Below are 22,361 nucleotides of genomic sequence, written 5' to 3'. Positions count from 1 at the left end.
GGGTCAGGCGGTCCTTCCGGTGGCGTGCAGGCTCCGGAGCAGCGTGCCGCGGGTGCTGTCCATCGTGGCCAGGGTCTCGTCGAGCACCTGCTGCGGCATCCGGCGCAGGGCGTCGGTCACGTTCTGCCGGAGCCGCTTGGTCACGGCCGGCTCGTACTGGTCGGCCTTGCCCATGTGGAAGGCGATCATGGCGCAGTAGGTGCGGACCGCCTTCGGCAGAAAGCGATCGGCCTCGGCGTCCTTCGACACTTCTTCGAGAAGGAGGTCGTACGACGGAATGAAGTCCAATTGGCGGTTGTCGGTGATCTGGGTGAGCGACGTGGTGACACCGCGCCGGTAGAAGACTCCGTGCAGGCTGAGAGCCGCGTAGGTCGTGGCTTTCAGATGGAGGCGCCAGATCCAGAGCCGGTCCTCGGCGGTGCGCAATACCGTCTCGAAGCGTGAGGCGCCGTTCTCGAAAAGGCGTCCGCTGTAGATACCGAAGGGGACGAAGGGGTAGTCCACCATCGTCACCATGCCGGCGGGTGCGATTCCGTCGCGCGGATTCATCACGGTGTCGCGCTGTGGGGCGGGCGCGTAGCGGATGCTGCGCGCGGTGCCGGTCGACTGCACATGGTCGGTACGGGCGAAGTCGCAGCCCAGCGCCTCGATGCCGCGGACCATGGCGCTCAGGTGGCCGGGGGCGTACCAGTCGTCGCCGTCGAGGAAGGTGACGTAGTCCCCGGTCGCCGCGTCCAGGCCGGTGTTGCGCGCCTGCGCCACGCCGAGATTCGTCTCGTGGCGGATCACGGTGGCGTTCGGAACGCGGCTCTGCCAGCGGTCCAGGACGTACGGCGTCTCGTCCGTGGAGCAGTCGTCGATCAGCAGGAACTCGAAGTCCGGGTCCGCGTTGTTCGCGAGGCTGCGCATGGTGTCGGGCGCATAGATCCCGACATTGTGGAACGGCACGATGACGGACAATTTCGGCACACGGAATCCCAACATTCAAACAAACAGGCAATCAGTCGATCACGCGGGCGATCGCGTTCATGACGGGGTGATCGAGTCATGACGTACACACGGACAAACGCCGGCCAGGCGTGCAGCGTATCCCTCGTCAATTCCCGCTGGACGAGCCAGATGTGCACTCCGGGTGAACTCTTCTCGTCCTGCGGAGAAACCGGTTCCGGAATCCGGTCGCCAGCAGGACGAGGACCGCGACACCGGCGATCGCACCGCCGAGGCGCAGACCCGGGGGCCGGAACGCACACCTGATCGAGGTCGCCTCGCCGTCGAGCGGGACGGCCAGCAGGCCGAGGTACCGCCTGGCGGGGGCCGGGGGCGCGTCGCCCGCCGCGCAGCTCCAGCCGGAGATCCGCGGCACGGCGACGACGGCGGTTCCCGTGCTGCCGGCCGGGAGTTCGGCGGTGAGGCTGTGTCCGGAGACCCGCACGGTGGTGGCTCCGGTCGCCGTCAACTGCCGTACGACGGCGTCCAGTCGCTCCTGGACGAGGCAGCCGACCGGTTGCCGGGGCAGTTTCGGGGCCGACCGGTCCCCGCGCAGTTCGATCCGCACCGAGCCGGAGGCCGGGACGGTGCCGAGCGGCCGCATCGGACCGCGCACGGCCGGCAGTCTGCCGACGAAGGAGACGGGCGTCTCTCCGTCCAGGGCCGCGGTGCCCTGGTATTCGGGGGCCCAGAACCAGACGTGGGTGTTCGCGGGGCAGGAAGCCGCCAGCGTGACGGTGTTCGCCGGACCGTCCGTACGCCGGAGGTCGGCCGGCACCTCGTAGACCGTCGAGCCGAGCAGCAACTCCTGGTTGGCGAAGGCGGAGTCACCGAACCTGGTCCCGCGCGCGGGCAACCGGACGTCCGGGCGGACGGTCACCAGGGGCGGCACGGCGGTGTGGGTGGTGGTGATCACCGCCTCGGGCAGCACGTCCTGCCGGACGGGCGCCGAGGGCGTGGAACGCATCCGGGTGCCGATCGAGAAGATCGCGTCCGTCACCGGATTGTCCAGGCTGACCGGATGGCGGCCCTTGGCGTAGAAGCCGAAGCCGAGGGCGGAGAGCGTACGGGAGTAGACCTCCGACGTGAGGCTCGAGTAATAGTCCGCGCCCTGCCCCCCGACGAGCAGGGGGTCGTTGCCGCCCGGCACCTCGCCCGGGTCCGTACGGTGCCGTGGCCAGGCGTCCGCGCGGGCGGTGGCCCGGGACATGTCGTCCTGCCACGGCCCGACCCGCGGAGCCCACGAGACCTGGCTCAGCTGCTTCTCCTCGATCCTGCCGCCGGTGAGGGCGGCCTCGCCGGCCTGGGCCAGGACGAGGAGCACGACGGCCAGGGCGGGCAGCGCCCGGGTCCGGGTCCGGGTCCCGACGGCGGACCGGCGGGCGAGCAGAACGGCCGCGGCGGCGAGCGCGGCGAGGATCAGGGCGGCGGCGAAGGCGGGGTAGGTCCAGCGGTCGACGACGGCGCTGTCCCGGGCGGCGAAGGCCATCGCGGCGAGGAGCGCCAGGGCGCCGAGCAGTGCGGCCGGCCCGGGCAGCCCCCGGGCGGTGGAGAGCCAGGCGGCGATCAGCAACAGGCCGCAGAGCACGAAGGTCTGACGGTACGGGATGCCGTTGGGCGAGGCGCCCGCGTGCCAGAGCAGATGGGTGGGCTCCCACTGCATGGACAGCGCGACCAGGCAGATCGCGGCCGTCCAGGCGATACGGACCCGGGGGGCCACGGTGCGGTTGAAGGGCAGGGTCAGCGCCAGGACGAGCGCCGGGGTGCCGATGAAGAGGGCGGGGCTCGCGACGCTCGCCGTGGCCGGCAGCACCCGGGCGAACACCTCCGACCAGGCGACGGCGGTGAACGTCACCTCGGGGGTCGGGTCGGCGACCCGGGTGCCCAGGAAGATCACCAGGACGAGGGGGGCCGCGAGGGCGACCCCGACGAGGACGGTCCGGGCGGCGCGCACCAGCCCGGCCAGGCGTCGGCGGCCCGTGTCGTCGGCCGTGAACAGCCGGACCGCCAGGACCACGGCAGCGCCGACGGTCGCCATGTAGGCGGTGTAGAAGTTGGCGAACCAGGCCAGGGCCACGACCAGCGGGCCGAGGACCGGGCGGCGCCCGGCCACGGCCCACTCCCCCACGAGGCACAGGAGCGGGAAGGCCAGCAGCCCGTCGAGCCACATCGGAACGGTGGCCGCGTAGTTCAGGGTCCAGCCGCACAGCGCGTACGCCGCTCCCAGCACGGCGGCCACCGGCCAGGGGCCGCGGCGCAGCCTCAGGAGCAGCACGGCCATCGCCGCACCGGCGGCGGTGATCTTGGCCGCGGTGACGAGGTAGAGGGCGACTTCGATCCGGTCCGCCGGGAAGAGCACGACCAGCAGGTCGAAGGGGCTGCTCAGGTACGTGCCGTAGTCGCCGAGGAAGTTCGACCCGAAGCCCGTGCTCCAGTTCAGGAACAGGTCGCCGTCCGCCTCGCCGAGCAGGAGCTTGCGCCAGTAGGCGTGGTACGGCAGGTACTGCTGGCCGAGGTCGACGGTGTTACGGGTCGTGGGCCCGAAGGGATGGGTGCCGGCGAGCACGCCGCCGAGGCAGAAGACGAGGCAGGTCAGGAGGGCGGCTCCGGCGGCAGCCCGTGCACGGATGCTGTACCGGGCGCGGGAGATCAGCCGCGCCGGACGGGCCGGGCCCCGGCCGGCGTCACCGCCGTTCGCCGCGGGGGGCCGCACGCCCTCGGCCTGCACGGTCTCGGCTGCAGGGGGCACAGGTCCTCCGGGGTGTTCGTGCGGCGGTGTTCGTACGGCGGTGTCGTGCGGCGGTGTTCGTACGGCGGTGTCGTGCGGCGCGCGGATGGGCGAGGCCCATTACCGCCGAGCCCGGCGTCCCGCATCCGATCACCAGTGGATCTCCGGGCGCACCCCAGGTGAACACGAGGTGCCGTAGGCCCCCTGGCGACCACTAGCCATCGCGCGCCACTAGCCACCTGTTGCACTTATCCCGCGTCTGCAATTATTGTGGAAGCACGCAAGATCCCCCTGCAATCTTTTCGGAAGGTGCTTCGCCATGCCTCTCGCGCTCCTGGCCCTGGCCATCGGGGCCTTCGGGATCGGCACGACCGAGTTCGTGATCATGGGCGTACTGCCCCAGGTCGCCGGTGACTTCGGTGTCTCGATTCCCACCGCCGGCTGGCTGGTGACCGGCTACGCCCTCGGCGTCGTCCTCGGAGCCCCGCTCCTGACCGTGCTCGGCACCAAGGTGTCCCGCAAGAAGATGCTCATGTTCCTGATGGGCCTCTTCATCGTCGGCAACGCGCTGTCCGCCTTCGCGCCCAGCTTCGGCGTCATGCTGATCGGCCGGGTCGTGGCCTCGCTCGCCCACGGCGCCTTCTTCGGCATCGGCTCCGTCGTCGCCGCGGACCTGGTCGCGCCGGAGAAGAAGGCGTCCGCGATCTCCCTGATGTTCATGGGGCTGACCGTCGCCAACATCGTCGGTGTCCCCGGCGGCACCTCCATCGGCCAGGCCCTCGGCTGGCGGGTCACCTTCGTCCTCGTGGCCGCCCTCGGCGTCCTCGGCCTCCTGGGCGTCGCCAAGCTCGTGCCCGCGCAGGGGCGCCCCGAGACGGCGAACGTCCGCACCGAGTTCGCCGCGTTCAAGAACGTCCAGGTCTGGCTGGCCATGGCGATGACCGTCCTCGGCTACGGCGGCGTGTTCGCGGCCATCACGTACATCACCCCGATGATGACCGAGGTCACCGGCTACACCGAAGGCGCCGTGACCTGGCTGCTCGTCCTCTTCGGCATCGGCATGTTCCTGGGCAACCTCCTCGGCGGCCGGTTCGCCGACCGGGCGCTGATGCCTCTGCTCTTCACCACCCTGGGCGCCCTGGCCCTGTCCCTGCTGGCCTTCACGGAGACCGCGCACGACAAGGTGCTCGCCGCGATCACCCTCACGCTGATCGGTGCGCTCGGCTTCGCCACGGTGCCGCCGCTGCAGAAGTGGGTCCTCGACCAGGCCTCCGCCGCGCCCACCCTGGCCTCGGCCGCCAACATCGGCGCCTTCAACCTCGGCAACGCGCTCGCCGCCTGGCTCGGTGGCGTCGTCATCTCCGCCGGCCTCGGCTACACCGCCCCGAACTGGGTCGGCGCGCTCCTCTCCGCCACCGCCCTGCTCCTGGCCTTCCTGGCCGCGTTCCTCGACAGGCGCACCAAGGCCCGCTCCCGGGTCGTGGCGACAGGCCCCGCCACGACGTCGACACCGGCGCCGACACCGACGCCGACGGCCGCCACCGCTGCCGCCCGCCACTGACCTCGTACCCCCGCCCCTCTCCTCACCCGCACGAAGGAAGCACGCAGCATGAGCACCGCCACCCCCACCGCCGTCACCCCGCTGAGCACCCAGGACGCCGAGATCCTGCTGACCGCCGCCCGCCGCGCCGCCGAAGCCGCGGGGGCGACCGTCAGCGTCACCGTCCTGGACGCGGGCGGCCACCTGCTCGCCTTCCGGCGGGACGACCGGGCCGTCCTCGTGTCCGGCGAGACCAGCACCCGTAAGGCGTACACCGCCCTCCAGTTGAACGCGCCGACCGCCGACCTCGTCGACCTGGTCAAGCCCGACGGCCCGTTCCACAGCCTCGCCACGGCTCTGGACCGCCCGCTCCTCTTCATCGCCGGCGGGCTTCCCGTCCACCGCGACGGCCGCCTCGTCGGCGCCATCGGGGTCGGCGGCGGCGCCCCGGAGCAGGACCACGCGTTCGCCACGGCGGCCGTCACGGCCCTCGCCTGAGGGCCCGTGGACGCCGTCAGGCGTGGTTGACGGGGAGGACGTCCGGGGAGAGGGCGCTCGCGTGGGCGGAGGCACTGGTCATACGGCGGCGGTGATGGCGGCGGCAGAGGACCTCGTAGCCGATCTCCTCCGCCGGACGGTTCACGTCACCGACGACGACCTGGGCGCCCTCGACGACCATCTCCCCGCCCACCGTGCGGGCGTTGTGGGTGGCGCGGGCGCCGCACCAGCACAGGGCCTCGACCTGGAGCTGCTCTATCCGGTCGGCCAGCTCGATCAGCCGCTGCGAACCCGGGAAGAGCTTGGTGCGGAAATCTGTGGTGATCCCGAAGGCGAACACGTCCATCCCCAGGTCGTCCACGACCCGGGCCAGCTGGTCGATCTGCTCCGGGGCCAGGAACTGTGCCTCGTCCACGATCACGTAGTCCGCCTTGCCGCCCCTGGACAGCTGGTCCACGAGGAACGCGTACAGGTCCATGCCCTCGGCGGCCTCGACCGCCTCCGTGACCAGGCCGAGGCGCGAGGAGAGCTTCCCCTCCCCCGCCCGGTCGTCCCGCGTGAAGATCACTCCCTGGAGCCCGCGTGCAGAACGGTTGTGTCCGATCTGGAGCGCCAGGGTGCTCTTTCCGCAGTCCATCGTTCCGGAGAAGAACACCAGCTCGGGCATGGCAGGTCGAGGACCTTTCAGGTCGTGGAGGGAAGGAGAGGACGGGGCCGACGGGTCGGGGTCAGGAACGGACTTCGAGAAGCGGCACCAGCTGCTCCGCGGGTGTCATCGATCCGTGCATGCCGACCATCGCCGACTCGTGGGGCTCGTTGACGGACGCGGTGATGACGACGTCGTCGTGGGAAGCGGCGACGACGTCGCCGATCCGGCCGAGGACCCGCTCGTCCATCTCGTCGCCGAACCAGCCGAGCGCGATGGCCTCGTCCCGGCTCGCCACCCAGAACTGCTCGCCGAGCACCTCGCGCCAGCACGTCAGCACATCGGCCTCGGCTCCCGGCACGGCGTAGACGTGGCGGGCGCGACCCTCGCCGCCGAGGAGGGCGACGCCTGCGCGCAGCTCCCAGTCCTCGTCGAAGTCGATCCGGTGCTGCTCGTCGAACGGGATGTCGACCATGCCGTGGTCGGCCGTTACGTACAGCGCCGAGCGGGGCGGCAGCTGCTCGGCGAGGCGCTGAACGAGCCGGTCGACGAACATCAGCTGGCCGCGCCAGGCGTCGGAGTCGATGCCGAAGCGGTGTCCGGCACCGTCGAGCTCGCTGTAGTACGTGTAGACGAGCGAGCGGTCGCCGCCGGCGAGCTGCTCGGCGGCGAAGTCCATGCGCTCCTCGCCGGACAGCCGACCATGAAACGTTCCGCCACTCAGCGCGATCTTGGTGAGCGGGGTGTCCTGGAAGATCGGCGAGGAGACCTGGGCCGTGTGGATCCCGGCGTCGTGGGCGAGCCGGAAGACGGTGGGGTACGGCTGCCAGACGCGCGGCGAGGTCCACGGCTTCCAGCGGAGCTGGTTCATGAGCTCGCCGGCCTCGGGGTTGCGGACGGTGTAGCCGGTCAGGCCGTGGGTGCCGGGGAACCGTCCCGTACCGACCGAGGCGAGCGAGGTCGCGGTGGTCGCGGGGAAACCGGCGGTGATCGGGCGTCCCGTGCCGCCGCGCGAGGAGGCGAGGAGGGAGGTGAGGTACGGCGCCTCGTCCGGGTGGGTCTTGATCTGCTCCCAGCCGAGGCCGTCGATCAGAAAGAGGCAGTTCCGGTCGGCCGGGGCGAGTTCGGTGATCCGGGCGTCGAAGCCGGCCACACCCTGTCCGGCGACGAGCGTCGGGAGGACGTCGGCCAGCGAGCCGGAGCCGTACTCCGGCACGGGCGCGGTGTCGAGCGCGAGCGGAACCGGGTCGTCGGGCCAGCCGGTGATCGTGGTGGGCTGGACCATCAGCGGGTCGCCGCGGTGGCTTCGGAGAGCGACTGGGCGAAGGCGAGGGTCTGGCGGACGGTGTCCGGCCCGTCGCCGGCGTCGCTGACACGGAGGCTCAGGTCGTCGGCGGTGGCGTTGCCGGTGTAGCCGTGGTCGGCGTCGCAGTTCGGGTCGCCGCAGGCCGCGGGCTCCAGGTCGATCCGCGAGACGGCGCCCCAGCCGATGGTGAGGACGACCTCACGGGGCAGGGTGCCGGGGGTGTACGACTCCGGGTTGGCGACGACGCGGCTGACGACCACCGAGGAGATCCGGTCGAGCTTGACCGACTCGGTGGACGTCGTGGCGTACGGCGTCGGCGAGCTGCTGTCGGCGGCCTGCTCGTCGGTGTGGCTGACGATGAAACGGTTGGCCGTCAGGACGAGGACCGTGACATGGCGGCGGACCTCGTTGGAGTCGAAGGTGGTCTCCTGATGCACCAGGTACGACGCGATCGGCTCGCCACCGACGGCGGCCTCCACCGCCTCGGCCACGAGGGCCGGGTAGTAGCCGCTGCGCTCGATCGCCGCGCGCAGCCCCTGGGTCGTCGTACCGGTCTTCGCCATGGACTCCATCCTAATCCGTCGGAAGGTGCGCTCCTGGCCGCTTGCGCGGGGGGTCGTCAGTAGCTGGGAAGCCGGCGCGGACCGAGGTCCGTGCGCGGCGGGGGCGGAGCGAGCCGGACGGTGGCGCCGAGCACGGAGAGGCCGTGCGAGGCGACGACGACGGGCTCCAGGGCGATGGCGACCACCTCGGGATGGTCGTCGACGAGCCGGGAGACACGCAGGAGCAGTTCCTCCAGGGCCGGGGTGTCGACGGGGGCGGAGCCGCGCCACCCGAAGAGGAGCGGCGCGGTGCGGATCGACCGTACGAGCTCGGCGGCGTCCCGGTCGGTGGCCGGGACGAGCCGGTGGGACATGTCGCCGAGCAGCTCGGAGGGAGCTCCGGCGAGCCCGAAGGAGAGCACGGCGCCGACGGCCGGGTCGATGGCGGAGCGCACGACGGTGTCCACGCCGCGCGGCACCATGGCCTGGACGACGGGCTGGAGCTCGGCGGGCTTGCCGAGGGCCTCGGTCAGCTCCGCGTAGGCGGTCCGCAGTTGCTCCTCGGTGGCCAGATCGAGCCGTACGCCTCCGAGGTCGGGGCGGTGGCGCAGGTGGGGGGCTGTCGTCTTGAGGGCGACGGGGTAGCCGAGGCGGCCGGCGGCCAGGACGGCGGCGTCGGGGCTGGGCGCGGGCAGGGTGGGCAGCACGGTGATCCCGTACCGCCCCAGGAGCTCGCTCGCCGCGTCGATGTCGAGGGTCACGCCCCGGGCGTCGACGTCCTCGCCCAGCAACCGCTCGATCTGCGCGGCGGCCCCGCCCTCGTCGATGTCCTCGTACTCGGGCACCCGCCCCGGCTCGGCGGCCTGCCGCCGCCACTGCCCGTACCGCACGGCCTCGGCCAGCGCCCGCACGGCCCGCTCGGCGGCGGGATAGGCGGGAATGTTGCCACCACCGGACACGCCGACGGCGTCTTCCACGGCGGTCGGCGGCGTGGCGGGGCCGGACCTCTGCGGCGTGCCGTTCGACGGCCGGCCCCCTGCGGGCCCGGCAGCGGCCCCCTCACCGGCGCCCGGACCGGCGGTGCCGGCCGCCGCACCGGGCCGCTGGGCCGAGCCGGCCGGCGACGTCGCGGTCATGTCGGTCGAAGCGGGCCCGCCGCCACCGGCCGGGGCGAAGCCCGTGCCGGCGCCGGAACGCGGGTCGGCGCCGGAACGCGGGTCGGCGCCGGAACGCGGGCCGGAACCGGGGCCCGTGCCGGACGTCGGTTCGCCGACGGGTTCGGCGTCCCGTCGGTCGCTGAGGGGTGCCGGACCGGTGGCCGGCGTCGTACCGGTGCCGGGGCCCGTCCCGGCGGGTCCGCCCGTCGCGCCGGTGAGGCCCGGGCCGGTGGCCGGCGCCGTACCGGCAGATGCGCCCGCTGCCGCCCGCGCGGGCGGCCCGGGCGGGCCCGGGGTCGGGCGCGTGCTCGTCGCCGCCGCGAGGGCTTCGGCCAGGCCGCCCATCTCGACGTGGACGACGACCACCGGCTTCGCCGGGGTCGGCGCCGAGGCGACCGCGTCGCGGAGCGAAGTCGCGAGGACCTCGCCGTCGCCGGACTCGACCGCGCCGTTCTCGCCGACCCACGGGATCGCCGTCACCACGACCGCGTCACAGGCGTCGTCCCCGAGCGCCGCCGCCAGCGCGTCGCGGAAGTCCGCCGGACTCGCCCCCGTCGTCAGGTCGATCGGACGCAGCGGACGCAGCCCTTCCGTCAGACAGGCGTCGTACGTCAGCAGCCCGAGCGATTCGGAGTTGCCGAGGATCGCCACGCGGGGCCCGGCCGGCAGCGGCTGGCCCGCGAGGAGCAGACCCGCGTCGACGAGCTCGGTGACCGTGTCGACGCGGATGACGCCGGCCTGCCGGAGCAGCGCGGAGACGGTGGCGTGCGGAATGCGCGTGACAGGTACGCGGTGTCCCGGTGGCGCGCTCCCGCTGTGCCGGGCGCCCTTGACCACCACCACCGGCTTGACCGCCGCCGTCCGCCTGGCCAGCCGGGTGAACTTCCGGGGGTTACCGATCGACTCCAGGTACAGCAGGACGACATCGGTCGTGGGGTCGTCGTACCAGTGCTGGAGGAAGTCGTTGCCCGAGACGTCCGCCCGGTTGCCCGCGGAGATGAAGGAGGAGAGGCCGGCGCCTCGCCGGTGCAGTCCGGCGAGCAGCGCGATGCCGATCGCGCCGGACTGGGTGAAGAGCCCGAGCCGTCCGGGGGCCGGCATCTCCGGCGCGAGCGAGGCGTTCAGCCGGACGTCCGCCGAGGTGTTGATGATCCCGAAGGCGTTGGGACCGATGATCCGCATCCCGTACGAGCGGGCCTGCCGCACCAGTGCGCGCTGCCGTTCCCGCCCTTCGGGGCCGCTCTCCGCGTACCCGGCCGAGAGGACGACGAGACCCTGCACGCCGTGTTCGCCGCAGTCGGCGACCGCCTCCGGCACCCGCTCGGCGGGCACCGCCACGATCGCCAGGTCGACCGGTTCGCCGATGTCTCCGACGGAGCGGAAGGCCGGCACCCCGTCGAGCGTGGCGGTCCCCTCCCCGAGCGCGCGGTTCACGGCGTACGTACGACCGGTGAACCCGGAGCCCAGCAGGTTGCGCAGGACCGTCCGGCCGACTCCGCCCGGTGTGCGTCCGGCGCCGATGACGGCGACCGCGCCGGGGGCGAGCAGCCGTTGCACGGAGCGGGCCTCGGCGCGCTGCTCACGCGCGCGCTGGACGGCGAGGGAGCGGTCGGTGGGTTCCAGGTCGAGGTGGAGCCGCACGGAGCCGTCCTCGAAGCTGCGCTTCTGGGTGTACCCGGCGTCCGTGAACACCTTGATCATCTTGGTGTTGGCGGGCAGGACCTCCGCCGCGAAGCGCCTGATGTCCCGCTCCCTCGCCACCGCCGCGATGTGTTCGAGCAGTGCGGAGGCCACGCCGCGCCCCTGGTGGGCGTCCTGGACGAGGAAGGCGACCTCGGCCTCGTCGGCGGGGGCGCCGGCGGGCCGGCCCCGGTCGTCGATGCGGTCGTACCGCACCGTCGCGATGAACTCCCCGCCGACGGTCGCCGCGAGCCCGACCCGGTCCACGAAGTCGTGATGGGTGAAGCGGTGGACGTCCTTGGCGGAGAGCCGCGGGTAGGGCGCGAAGAAGCGGTAGTACTTCGACTCGTCCGAGACCTGTTCGTAGAAGCTGACGAGCCGGTCGGCGTCGTCGACGGTGATGGGCCTGATGCGCGCCGTGCCGCCGTCGCGGAGGACCACATCCGCCTCCCAGTGGGCGGGGTAGGCGTGTTCCGGTTGCTCCGGCCGTTCCGACGCGCTCTGCATGGGCCAAGCGTACGGCCGGGGTCCGACAGTGGCACCGGTCGTGTGGCGTCTGCGCGCCGGGCAGGGTAGGGAGGACCCATCAGCCCCTGCCGCAGGGGCCGCAGGTCGGCCACGAGCACCCCGCGACCCGTGAGAGACTGGTCTAGACAACCCGCTTGAGACTTGAAGGGCAACACCATGGCTGAGCGCCGCGTCAACGTCGGCTGGGCCGAGGGCCTGCACGCCCGCCCCGCCTCCATCTTCGTCCGTGCCGCCACGGCCTCCGGCGTCCCCGTGACGATCGCCAAGGCCGATGGCAACCCGGTGAACGCCGCGTCGATGCTCGCGGTGCTCGGTCTGGGCGCGCAGGGCGGCGAGGAGATCGTGCTCGCTTCGGACGCCGATGGCGCCGAGGCCGCTCTGGACCGTCTGGCGAAGCTGGTTGCCGAGGGACTCGACGAGCTTCCCGAGACCGTCTGACCGTCCGACCGAATTCCGGTTTCCGATGGAGCCGCGCACGCCGAAATGACGGCGGGCGCGGCTCCATTGTTTTCCCCACCGGTCCGGCTTGTCGTTCCCGCTGGAATTCAGAGCAGCACGAAGAAAGCCCGTCGAATTCCTATTCTTTGTATACGGCCCGCGTGTTAATTCCGGACGTTCACGGTGTTGACGACGTGTTGCGAAGCCCTCACACGCCCGCGCTCGACGCGCTTCAACCGGTGCTGCGCCAGGGAGCGCTCCGCGTGCAGCGCGGTCAGGGCGCGGGCCCGTTCCGCGTCGCCGCGCGCCACCGCGTCCACGATCGCCCCGTGCTCGGCCCACGCCTCGACGGGCTGGGCCGCCGGCTCGACCGCGTACATCCAGGCGATCTTGTGCCGGAGCTGGGTGAGCAGCGCCGTGAGCGCCGGGCTGCCGGAGGCCTGCGCCAGCGTCTCGTGGAACCAGCCGCCGAGCGAGCGCAGATCCTCGCCCTGCCCGCGCCTGGCCCTCTCCTGACCCAGCCTGACCAGGCCGCGCAGCACCTTGAGGTGCGCCTCGGTACGGCGCTGGGCGGCGCGGGCGGCACCGAGCGGCTCGAGCAGCGCCCGTACGTCCAGCAGGTCCGCCGCCTCCTGCTCGGTGGGCTCGGCGACATGGGCGCCCGCGTGGCGGCGGGTGATCACGAAGCCCTCGGACTCCAGGGTGCGCAGGGCCTCGCGGACCGGAACGCGGGAGACTCCGTAGCGGCGGGCCAGCTGTTCCTCGGTCAGCCGGCTGCCGCACGCGAAGACACCGGAGACGATGTCGTCCCGGATCGCCGTGCATACCGAGTGCGCGGGAATGCGCATGTTCGACCTCCGCTTTGATCCGCGCGAAACCGGTTCGCCGCGACTCTATTGCAGCAGAGCACTATTTCCGATGGGTCTCCGGGAAGCATGGATATCTTTTGGCCAGCAAAAAGCCCCGGCTCAGTACGAGCCGGGGCTTTTCTGACGTGCTGTGAGTCTGCGGTCAGACGTTCACGCCGCGGGCGCGCAGATACGCGACCGGGTTGATGTCGGAGCCGTACTCGGCGCTGGTGCGCGCCTCGAAGTGGAGGTGCGGGCCGGTCGAGTTGCCGGTCGAGCCGGAGAGGCCTATCTGCTGGCCCGGGGTGACCGACTGGCCGACCGAGACGCTGATGGCCGACAGGTGACCGTACTGGGTGTACGTGCCGTCGTTCATCCGGATGACGATGTTGTTGCCGTACGCGCCACCCCAGCCGGCCTCCACGACGGTGCCGGATCCGACGGAGACGACCCGGCTGCCGGAGGCGGCACGGAAGTCGACGCCGGAGTGGCTGCCGGAGGACCAGAGCGACCCACCGGCCTGGTAGCCGGTGGTCACGTACGAGCCGGCTATGGGGAGCTGGAAGGAGTTCAGGCGCTTGCGCTCGGCCTCACGGGCGGCGCGCTCCTTGGCCTCGCGGATCTCCTTGGCGCGGGCCTCGGCCTTGCGCTTCGCCTCGGCCTTGGCGCGGGCGGCGGCCTCGGCGCGCTCCCGGGCCTCGACGGCCTCGCGCTCCTGGGCGGCGGCCTGGGCGTCGATCGTGTCGGCGAGGTCGTCGACGGCGACGATCTGGGTCAGGCCGGTGTCCTCGGGAGAGGGGGCGTCCGCGTCGACGGCGAGCGCCGGGGAGGCGAGGGTGCCGATGACGCCGGTGGTGGCGAGTGTCGCGATGCCGGCGATGCCCGCGCTGCGGCGCGCCAGACGGCTCGGACCACGATGCTTCCCGGTGGCACGGGTGAACGCCATGTAGTGGCTGATCCTTTCCTTCCTTCTCGCCTACCGGGTTAGCTGACGGGTTCGGAGCAGGAAGGTCTCCTACGGGCTCCTCCGCACGGATGCGAAGGCGTCCGATTCACCCCAGGGACTTCATGGGTCCCCGGCTCCCCAGGCTCGCGCCTGACGGGGACTCGGCGATGACTGTCCGATGCCGCGGGCGCGGCGGATGCAACTGGCGAACAGCCGGACCGACGCTAAGCGGACCGTCTTTCAATCAGCAAACAGACACGGCTGTTTGTAAGACATGCCACAGGGCATACAGCCACCGTCTTCCGCAATACGGACATAGGGAAGGACCCCGACGTACCGTGACGTCGGGGTCCTCCTAGGGTGCTCGGTCGCCTCGATCAGCCGGTGACGACGGTCACTTCGCCGATGCCGAGGGCGCGCACCGGCTCCTCGATCTGCGCCGCGTCACCGACGAGCACGGTGACCAGACGGTCCACCGGGAAGGCGTTGACGACGGCCGCCGTCGCCTCCACCGTGCCGGTCTCGGCCAGGCGGGCGTACAACTGCGCCTGGAAATCGTCCGGAAGGTGCTGCTCGACCTGGTCGGCGAGCGTTCCGGCGACGGAGGCGGCCGTCTCGTACTTCAGCGGCGCCACGCCCACCAGGTTCTGCACGGCCACATCGCGCTCGGCGTCCGTCAGACCCTCCGCGGCGAGGGTGCGCAGCACCTTCCACAGGTCGTCAAGTGCCGGGCCGGTGTTGGGGGTGTCGACCGACCCGCTGATGGCGAGCATCGAGGCGCCGTTGCCCCGGCCGTCGGAGCGCAGCACCTGGCCGAAGGCCCGCACGCCGTACGTGTAGCCCTTCTCCTCCCGCAGGACGCGGTCCAGACGGGAGGTGAGGGTGCCGCCGAGGCAGTACGTGCCGAGGACCTGGGCCGGCCAGACGCGGTCGTGCCGGTCGGCGCCCACGCGCCCGATGAGCAGCTGGGTCTGGACGGCGCCCGGCCGGTCCACGATCACCACGCGGCCGGTGTCGTCGGCCGTGATCGGCGGAACGGGACGCGGCTCGGCGGCGTTCCCCGTCCACGCGCCCAGCGTCTCGGCGAGGACCTTGTCCAGGTCCACGTCGGTCAGGTCGCCGACGACCACGGCGGTGGCCGTGGAGGGCCGCACATACGCCTCGTAGAAGGCGCGCACGGCGGCGGCGTCGATCGCCGCCACCGTCTCCTCGGTGCCCTGGCGCGGCCGGGACATGCGCGAGGCGGCCGGGAACAGCTCCTTGGAGAGCTGCTTGGCCGCCCGGCGGGCGGGGTTGGCCGTCTCGTGCGGGATCTCGTCGAGCCGGTTGCGCACCAGGCGCTCGACCTCGGTGTCGAGGAAGGCCGGCGCGATCAGCGCCTCGGAGAGCAGGCCGAGCGCCTTGGGCAGCCGGGAGACGGGGACCTCCAGGGAGACCCGTACGCCCGGGTGGTCGGCGTGCGCGTCGAGCGTGGCGCCGCAGCGCTCCAGCTCGGCCGCGAACTCCTCGGCGGAGTGCTTGTCCGTACCCTCGGAGAGGGCACGGGCCATGATCGTGGCCACGCCGTCCAGGCCCTCGGGCTCGGCGTCCAGCGGGGCGTCGAGGAAGACCTCGACGGCCACCACCTGCTGGCCGGGACGGTGGCAGTGCAGCACCGTCAGGCCGTTGTCCAGCGCTCCGCGGTCCGGGGCCGGGAAGGCCCAGGGCTTCGCGGTGCCCGGGTCCGGCTGCGGGTGGAACGTCATGCTCGTCAAAGACGCGGCAGCGTCGGTCACTGGTCCGCTCCCTCTTCCTCGTCGCTGTCGCTCTGTTCGGTACCGATCGGCTCGTAGACGAGCACCGCGCGGTTGTCCGGGCGCAGCCGGGCCTTGGCGACCGCCTGCACCTCCTCGGCGGTGACGTCCAGGACCCGGTGCACGGCGGTGAGGGCGAGCTGCGGGTCACCGAACAGGACCGCGAAGCGGCACAGTTCGTCGGCGCGGCCCGCGACCGTGCCGAGCCGGTCCAGCCACTCGCGCTCCAACTGGGCCTGGGCGCGCTCCATCTCCTCGGGCGTCGGCCCTTCGGCGGCGAACCGGGCCAGCTCCTCGTCGACGGCGGCCTCGATCCGGGGCACCTCGACCCCGCCGGACGTCTTGACGTCCAGCCAGCCGAGCGAGGGCGCGCCGGCCAGGCGCAGCAGCCCGAAGCCGGCGGCCACCGCCGTGCGGTCGCGGCGGACCAGGCGGTTGTGCAGCCGCGAGGACTCGCCGCCGCCGAGGACGGTCAGGGCCAGGTCGGCGGCGTCGCACTCGCGCGTGCCGTCGTGCGGGAGCCGGTAGGCGGCCATCAGCGCGCGGGCCGGGACCTCCTCCTCGACGACCTCGCGCAGCTGCTCCCCGATGGTGTCGGGCAGCGTGCCGTCGCGCGGCGGCAGCTTGCCGTCGTGGGACGGGATGGAGCCGAAGTACTTCTCGATCCAGGCCAGCGTCTGCTGGGGATCGATGTCGCCGACGACCGACAGCACCGCGTTGTTCGGCGCGTAGTACGTCCGGAAGAAGGACCGCGCGTCCTCGAGGGTGGCCGCGTCCAGGTCGGCCATGGAGCCGATCGGCGTGTGGTGGTACGGGTGGCCCTCGGGGTACGCGAGGGCGGTCAGCTTCTCGAAGGCGGTGCCGTACGGCACGTTGTCGTACCGCTGACGGCGCTCGTTCTTCACGACGTCCCGCTGGTTCTCCATGGACTCGTCGTCCAGGGCCGCGAGCAGCGAGCCCATGCGGTCCGCCTCCAGCCAGAGCGCGAGCTCCAGCTGGTGGGTGGGCATGGTCTCGAAGTAGTTGGTGCGCTCGAAGCTCGTCGTGCCGTTGAGCGAGCCACCCGCGCCCTGCACCAGCTCGAAGTGGCCGTTGCCGTGGACCTGCTTCGAGCCCTGGAACATGAGGTGCTCGAAGAGGTGGGCAAGGCCGGTGCGGCCCTCGACCTCGTGGCGCGAGCCGACGTCGTACCAGAGGCAGACCGCGGCGACCGGGGTCAGGTGGTCCTCGGAGAGCACCACCCGCAGGCCGTTGGCCAGCCGGTGCTCGGTCGCTGTCAGGCCGCCGGAGCCGGCCTCTGCCGTGGCCGTGTGACCCATGGGCATGTACGTCCCTTCGATCGCGATATGGAAAAGTCCTGCCACCCTATGCAAGCGCACTGACACCTGGCGAAGTTCCCGCTGGTTCCCCACGTCCCTCTTCCGGGTCGCGCGGACGTCGCGTACGGCTGACGCGGGGCTCACCGACGGCTGACACAGGGCTCGTGCACGGCAGTCGCGGGGCTCCCGCACGGCTCCCACACGGCTCCCCGGACGGCTGGGGACCGGGTCGCGGTCGGCGTTGTCGGTGGGACGGTCCACAATGGTCCGCGTCAGATCAACCTTGTTGGTGAAGGAGCCGCAGCCGCGATGGCCCGCCGCAGCACGAAGACACCGCCGCCGGACGACGCGTTCGAGGAGCGAATCCTCGACATCGACGTCGTCGACGAGATGCAGGGCTCCTTCCTCGAGTACGCGTACTCGGTGATCTACTCCCGCGCGCTGCCGGACGCCCGCGACGGCATGAAGCCGGTGCAGCGCCGCATCGTCTACCAGATGAACGAGATGGGCCTGCGCCCCGACCGCGGCTACGTGAAGTGCGCGCGTGTCGTCGGCGAGGTCATGGGCAAGCTGCACCCGCACGGCGACGCGTCGATCTACGACGCGATGGTGCGTATGGCGCAGCCCTTCTCCATGCGGCTCCCCCTCGTGGACGGCCACGGCAACTTCGGCTCGCTGGGCAACGACGACCCGCCGGCCGCCATGCGGTACACCGAGTCCAAGATGGCCGCCGCCGCGCTGATGATGACGGAGTCGATCGACGAGGACACCGTCGACTTCTCGCCGAACTACGACGGCCAGGAGCAGGAGCCCGTCGCGCTCCCCGCGGCGTACCCGAACCTGCTGGTCAACGGCGCGTCCGGCATCGCCGTCGGCATGGCCACGAACATGCCGCCGCACAACCTGGGCGAGGTGATCGCGGCCGCCCGGCACCTGATCCGGCACCCGAACGCGGACCTCGAGGCGCTGATGCGCTTCGTGCCCGGCCCCGACCTGCCGACGGGCGGCCGGATCGTCGGCCTGTCCGGCATCAAGGACGCGTACGAGAGCGGCCGCGGCACGTTCAAGATCCGCGCCACGGCGACGGTGGAGACCGTCACGGCCCGCCGCAAGGGCATCGTCGTCACCGAGCTGCCCTTCACGGTCGGCCCGGAGAAGGTCATCGCCAAGATCAAGGATCTGGTCGGCTCCAAGAAGCTGCAGGGCATCGCGGACGTCAAGGACCTCACCGACCGCAGCCACGGTCTGCGCCTGGTCATCGAGGTCAAGAACGGCTTCGTGCCGGAGGCGGTCCTGGAGCAGCTCTACAAGCTGACGCCGATGGAGGAGTCCTTCGGCATCAACAACGTGGCGCTGGTCGACGGCCAGCCGCTCACGCTGGGCCTGAAGGAGCTCCTGGAGGTCTATCTCGACCACCGCTTCGACGTGGTGCGCCGCCGCAGCGAGTTCCGCCGCACGAAGAAGCGCGACCGGCTGCACCTGGTGGACGGCCTGCTCATCGCCCTCCTCGACATCGACGAGGTCATCCGCCTGATCCGCTCCAGCGAGAACTCGGCGCAGGCGCGCGAGCGGCTGATGGGGCGCTTCTCGCTCAGCGAGACGCAGACGATCTACATCCTGGACACCCCGCTGCGCCGGCTCACCAAGTTCGACCGGATCGAGCTGGAGACCGAGCGCGACCGGCTCAACGGCGAGATCGACGAGCTGACGGGGATCCTGGAGTCCGACAACGAGCTGCGCAAGCTGGTCTCGGCCGAACTGGCCTCGGTGGCGAAGAAGTTCGGTACCGACCGGCGCACGGTGCTGCTGGAGTCGGCGGGTGCGCCCGTCACCGCCGTCTCCCTGGAGGTCGCGGACGACCCGTGCCGCGTGCTGCTCTCCTCGACCGGCCTGCTGGCCCGCACGGCCACGGCGGAGCTCCCGTCCGACGAGGACGGCGGCCGGCGCGCCAAGCACGACGTGATCGTCTCGGCGGTCCCGGCCACCCAGCGCGGCGACATCGGCGTGGTGACCTCGGCCGGACGACTGCTGCGGCTCGCGGTCATCGACCTTCCGCAGCTGCCGGACACCGCCGCCGCCCCGAACCTGGCGGGCGGGGCGCCGCTGGCGGAGTTCCTCACGCTGGAGAACGACGAGTCGGTGGTCTGTCTGACCACGCTCGACGAGTCCTCGCCGGGCCTGGCGCTCGGCACCCGGCAGGGTGTGGTGAAGCGCGTGGTGCCGGACTACCCGGCGAACAAGGACGAGTTGGAGGTCATCACCCTCAAGGAGGGTGACCGGATCGTCGGCGCGACCGAGCTGCGTACGGGCGAGGAGGACCTGGTCTTCATCACGTCCGACGCCCAGCTCCTGCGCTACCAGGCCTCGCAGGTACGGCCCCAGGGCCGCCCCGCGGGCGGCATGGCGGGCATCAAGCTGGCCGAGGGCGCCGAGGTGATCTCGTTCACGGCGGTGGACCCGGCGGCGGACGCGGTGGTGTTCACGGTCGCGGGTTCCACGGGCACGCTGGACGACACGGCCGGTACGTCGGCGAAGCTGACGCCGTTCGACCAGTACCCCCGCAAGGGGCGGGCGACGGGCGGTGTGCGCTGCCAGCGCTTCCTGAAGGGCGAGGACGTGCTGATCCTCGCCTGGGCGGGCGCGACCCCGGCTCTCGCCGCGCAGAAGAACGGCACCCCGGTGGACCTGCCGGAGGTCGACCCGCGCCGCGACGGCTCGGGCACCCCGCTGCCGAAGCCGATCGCGGTCCTGGCGGGCCCGGCGAGCTAGTCGAGCGGGTCGACGGGCTGTACCGGCTCCACCGGCTCTTCTTCGTTCTGTCGTACGTACCGCAGGACGCCCCACATGCTGTGCTCGTCGGGGGCGTCCTGCGGGCCGTTCACGCGGCAGCCGTCGAGCTCCTTGCGCAGGGCGTCGCCGTCGATGCCGGAGCCGATGAGGACGAGCTGGGTGAGCCGTTCCTGGCCGGCCTCCCACGGCTCGGGGGAGAAGCGCAGGAACCGGCCGACAGCGTGCACGGAGTAGCGGTTGCCGGGGTCGGCGGCGCCGAAGTCGACAAATCCCTTGATGCGGTAGAGGCCCTCCGGCCGGGAGTCCAGGAACTCCATCAGCCTGCGCGGGTGGAGGGCGGTGTCCGAGGCCAGGGAGAGGGTCTCGTACGCGGCGTGCGGGTGGTCGTGGTCCTCGTCCGGGTCGCCGTAGAGAAGATCCTCGATGGACATCTGGCCCTCGATCTCCCCGTCGGGCACCACCCGGTCGAAGAGCAGCTCGGGGTCGACGCGTCCGTGCGCGGCGCGAACCACCGCGGCGGGCCCCGCGAGCCCACTGACGGCGGCGTGGACGGCCTCCAGCTCCCGCTCGTCGACCCGGTCGGCCTTGTTGACCACGACCAGATCGGCCAGGGCGAGATGCCGGTCGGTCTCGGGGTGCCGCGCGCGCGTGGCGGAGAACTCGGCGGCGTCGACGACCTGCACGAGCCCGCCGTACACGATCCGCTCGTTCTCGCTGCCGAGCACCATCCGCACCAGCTCCTGGGGCTCCGCGAGCCCGCTGGCCTCGATCACGATGACGTCGAGACGCAGCTCGGGCCCGGTGAGCACCTCCAGGTACTCGTCCAGCTCGCTCACGTCGACGGCACAGCACAGGCAACCGTTGCCGAGCGAGACGGTGGACCCGACCTGCCCGGCGACGGTCATGGCGTCGATCCCGATGTCCCCGAAGTCGTTGACCATGACCCCGATCCGGGTGCCCCGGGCACTGCGCAGCAGATGGTTGAGCAACGTCGTCTTGCCCGACCCGAGGAACCCGGAGAGGACGACGACGGGAATCTGCTGGTTGGTCAAGGAAACCCCTCCGACGACTCGACACCCACCAAAGCCCCCAGAATAGGCAAGCCCCGGAACGGCACAGCCGCCGCAGGTGGGCGACGCACCGCTTGGTCAGACCGTTTCCTCGGAGGAGGTGGGGCGGCTGCCTCCTTTCCACGCGGGTTCAGGGGGTCTCTGCGTGGCGTGCTGGTGCCGTTGCGCCCAGCGGACGGCGGGGGGCGCTGCCAGGCCCGTCAGGGCGAACATGGCGCCCACGACGTACCAGCCGGGGCGGCCCCAGGTGATGCAGAGTGCGATGAGCAGGCCCGGGCCGAGGGCTTCGGCGAGGCCGGCGCCCAGGCCGAACACACCGAGGTACTGGCCGGTGGCGTGCGGCGGGGCGAGGGCGAAGGACACCTCGAAGCCGGCTGCGGCGTGCCACAGTTCGCCGACCGTGTGGATGACCACCGCGGTCATGATCAGGGTGGCTGCGGCCCAGGCCGGGATCCCCGCGGACAGCGAGACCAGTGCGCAGGCGACGAGGAAGGCCACACCCGCCCGGCGGTAGGCGGTCGCCCCCGCTGCCGGGGTGTTGATGCCACGGCTGGCTCGTACCTGGAACGCGACCACGATCACGGTGCCGGTGAGCATGGTGGCCGAGACCAGCCAGTGCGGTGCGGTGGTGGCCCCGACCAGCCACAGCGGAATGGCCACGGTCAGCACCTTGAACTGGATGGCCATGATGCCGTCGAGGACGGTGATCAGAAGGTAAGGGCGGTCCCGCAGGGCGATCCAGCGTGGACCCCCGACAGTGGGGACGGGCTTGACCGGCGGCAGGAGAACCAGGATCGCCGCGGAGGCGACGAACGCGATCGCGTTGCCGATGACCAGAAGGTGATAGGCGGTGAGGGTGCCCACCTGGACGACCCAGCCGGCGAGCAGGGCACCGAGGGAGACGCCGACGTTGGTCACAGCGCGGAGATAGGAACGGAACTCCTGCGGCCGGTCCCCTCCGTAGTGCCTGATCAGCGGACTGCGCGCAGCCAGTCCGGCCGCCTTCGCCCCGGTGGCTGTGGACACGACGAGGACGAACGGCCAGAAACTGTCCGCCAGCACGAAGCCGGCCGTTGCCAGTGCCTGGACGACGAGGGTGATCGCGTAGACGCCGCGCGCTCCGTGGGTGTCCGCGAGGTGGCCGGCGGCGATGCCCACAGCCAGCGCCATGAAGCCGGCGAGGGCGAGCCCGAGTCCCACGTGGCCTGCCGGAAGGTGAACAGCTTGAGTGAAGTACAGCACCCCGGCGGTCAAGTAGAGGCCACTGCCGACGGTGTAGACGAAGTTCGAGCCGGCGAGGACGCGCTGGGGTCCGGCATCCGGTATGAGAGGCGGCATGGCATGGCTCCACGTCCAGGCGACAGTAAGGACCCGAACAGCTTGTTGCACATTACTTGCAAGAGCAAGGTGTTTGCGACAACCGGGCTGAGAGCCGTCCCAGTCGGGCGGTAGGCCGCGGTGCGTCACCGCCGCGTCACACCCGGCCGAGCCGCACCCCTCGGCCCGGCCGAGGGCCGGGCGCACCCCGCCAGCCCGTAGCCCCGG

At 71.8% G+C, this 22,361-nt stretch carries 16 protein-coding genes and 1 riboswitch; of the genes, 4 read left to right on the top strand and 12 right to left on the bottom strand.

From position 1 onward, the window contains the following. Positions 1–3: 3 nt before the first annotated feature. Together ACFYV5_RS00535 and ACFYV5_RS00530 are read right to left on the bottom strand one after the other, a co-directional pair. Complete coding sequence (locus tag ACFYV5_RS00535; RefSeq protein ID WP_389162609.1) at positions 4–969, bottom strand: glycosyltransferase family 2 protein; 966 nt, start codon at positions 967–969, stop codon at positions 4–6. 127 nt (positions 970–1,096) lie between these two features. Continuing rightward, the gene (locus ACFYV5_RS00530) at positions 1,097–3,736 is read right to left on the bottom strand and encodes a YfhO family protein (protein ID WP_389162607.1); all 2,640 of its coding nucleotides are present in this window, start codon (positions 3,734–3,736) and stop codon (positions 1,097–1,099) included. 298 nt (positions 3,737–4,034) lie between these two features. On the opposite strand from ACFYV5_RS00530, the gene ACFYV5_RS00525 reads away from it, so the two are divergent. Continuing rightward, positions 4,035–5,276: an MFS transporter gene (locus ACFYV5_RS00525; protein ID WP_389162604.1), complete on the top strand. Its 1,242-nt coding sequence runs from the start codon at positions 4,035–4,037 to the stop codon at positions 5,274–5,276. 48 nt (positions 5,277–5,324) lie between these two features. Further along, positions 5,325–5,753, top strand: a complete 429-nt coding sequence (locus ACFYV5_RS00520; protein WP_389162601.1) for a heme-binding protein — start codon at positions 5,325–5,327, stop codon at positions 5,751–5,753. A gap of 16 nt (positions 5,754–5,769) precedes the next feature. Here ACFYV5_RS00520 and ACFYV5_RS00515 read toward each other — a convergent pair whose 3' ends face one another. The 4 genes from ACFYV5_RS00515 to ACFYV5_RS00500 form a co-directional block, all read right to left on the bottom strand. Next, the gene (locus tag ACFYV5_RS00515; RefSeq protein WP_355106185.1) at positions 5,770–6,420 is read right to left on the bottom strand and encodes a thymidine kinase; all 651 of its coding nucleotides are present in this window, start codon (positions 6,418–6,420) and stop codon (positions 5,770–5,772) included. Between the two features lie 61 nt (positions 6,421–6,481). Further along, complete coding sequence (locus ACFYV5_RS00510; RefSeq protein WP_389162597.1) at positions 6,482–7,684, bottom strand: alkaline phosphatase family protein; 1,203 nt, start codon at positions 7,682–7,684, stop codon at positions 6,482–6,484. Then, positions 7,684–8,268 (bottom strand): DUF5998 family protein, encoded by a 585-nt coding sequence (locus ACFYV5_RS00505; RefSeq protein WP_355106181.1) that lies wholly within the window; start codon positions 8,266–8,268, stop codon positions 7,684–7,686. The genes ACFYV5_RS00510 and ACFYV5_RS00505 overlap by 1 nt, the downstream gene beginning before the upstream one ends. A gap of 56 nt (positions 8,269–8,324) precedes the next feature. Continuing rightward, on the bottom strand, positions 8,325–11,591 hold the full coding sequence (locus ACFYV5_RS00500) for a GNAT family N-acetyltransferase (RefSeq protein WP_389162594.1): 3,267 nt from the start codon (positions 11,589–11,591) through the stop codon (positions 8,325–8,327). Between the two features lie 177 nt (positions 11,592–11,768). Between ACFYV5_RS00500 and ACFYV5_RS00495 the strand changes: the two genes are divergently transcribed. After that, positions 11,769–12,050 (top strand): HPr family phosphocarrier protein, encoded by a 282-nt coding sequence (locus ACFYV5_RS00495; protein ID WP_355106177.1) that lies wholly within the window; start codon positions 11,769–11,771, stop codon positions 12,048–12,050. Positions 12,051–12,214: 164 nt separating this feature from the next. Here ACFYV5_RS00495 and ACFYV5_RS00490 read toward each other — a convergent pair whose 3' ends face one another. From ACFYV5_RS00490 to ACFYV5_RS00475, 4 genes are all read right to left on the bottom strand, one after another. Then, the gene (locus ACFYV5_RS00490) at positions 12,215–12,898 is read right to left on the bottom strand and encodes a GntR family transcriptional regulator (protein WP_355106175.1); all 684 of its coding nucleotides are present in this window, start codon (positions 12,896–12,898) and stop codon (positions 12,215–12,217) included. Positions 12,899–13,061: 163 nt separating this feature from the next. Then, positions 13,062–13,844: a M23 family metallopeptidase gene (locus ACFYV5_RS00485; protein WP_355106173.1), complete on the bottom strand. Its 783-nt coding sequence runs from the start codon at positions 13,842–13,844 to the stop codon at positions 13,062–13,064. Between the two features lie 12 nt (positions 13,845–13,856). After that, positions 13,857–14,021, bottom strand: a riboswitch (cyclic di-AMP (ydaO/yuaA leader). 200 nt (positions 14,022–14,221) lie between these two features. After that, complete coding sequence (locus tag ACFYV5_RS00480) at positions 14,222–15,589, bottom strand: M16 family metallopeptidase (RefSeq protein ID WP_389164985.1); 1,368 nt, start codon at positions 15,587–15,589, stop codon at positions 14,222–14,224. A 26-nt stretch (positions 15,590–15,615) separates the two neighbouring features. Further along, a complete protein-coding gene (locus ACFYV5_RS00475; protein WP_355106169.1) occupies positions 15,616–16,962 on the bottom strand; it encodes a pitrilysin family protein in 1,347 nt (448 codons plus the stop codon). Between the two features lie 303 nt (positions 16,963–17,265). Between ACFYV5_RS00475 and ACFYV5_RS00470 the strand changes: the two genes are divergently transcribed. Then, positions 17,266–19,725: a DNA topoisomerase (ATP-hydrolyzing) subunit A gene (locus tag ACFYV5_RS00470; RefSeq protein WP_389162588.1), complete on the top strand. Its 2,460-nt coding sequence runs from the start codon at positions 17,266–17,268 to the stop codon at positions 19,723–19,725. On the opposite strand, the gene ACFYV5_RS00465 is transcribed toward ACFYV5_RS00470, so the two are convergent. Both ACFYV5_RS00465 and ACFYV5_RS00460 read right to left on the bottom strand, forming a co-directional pair. After that, entirely contained in the window at positions 19,722–20,798 is a 1,077-nt protein-coding gene (locus ACFYV5_RS00465; protein ID WP_389162585.1) for a CobW family GTP-binding protein, read from the bottom strand. The two genes, ACFYV5_RS00470 and ACFYV5_RS00465, sit on opposite strands and share 4 nt — an antisense overlap. Positions 20,799–20,894: 96 nt before the next feature. Continuing rightward, on the bottom strand, positions 20,895–22,154 hold the full coding sequence (locus tag ACFYV5_RS00460; protein ID WP_389162581.1) for an MFS transporter: 1,260 nt from the start codon (positions 22,152–22,154) through the stop codon (positions 20,895–20,897). Between the last annotated feature and the right edge of the window lie 207 nt (positions 22,155–22,361).

This window comes from Streptomyces sp. NPDC003035 (assembly GCF_042888285.1).
Taxonomy (GTDB): Bacteria; Actinomycetota; Actinomycetes; order Streptomycetales; family Streptomycetaceae; genus Streptomyces.
This window is presented reverse-complemented; position numbering and strand designations above follow the sequence as displayed.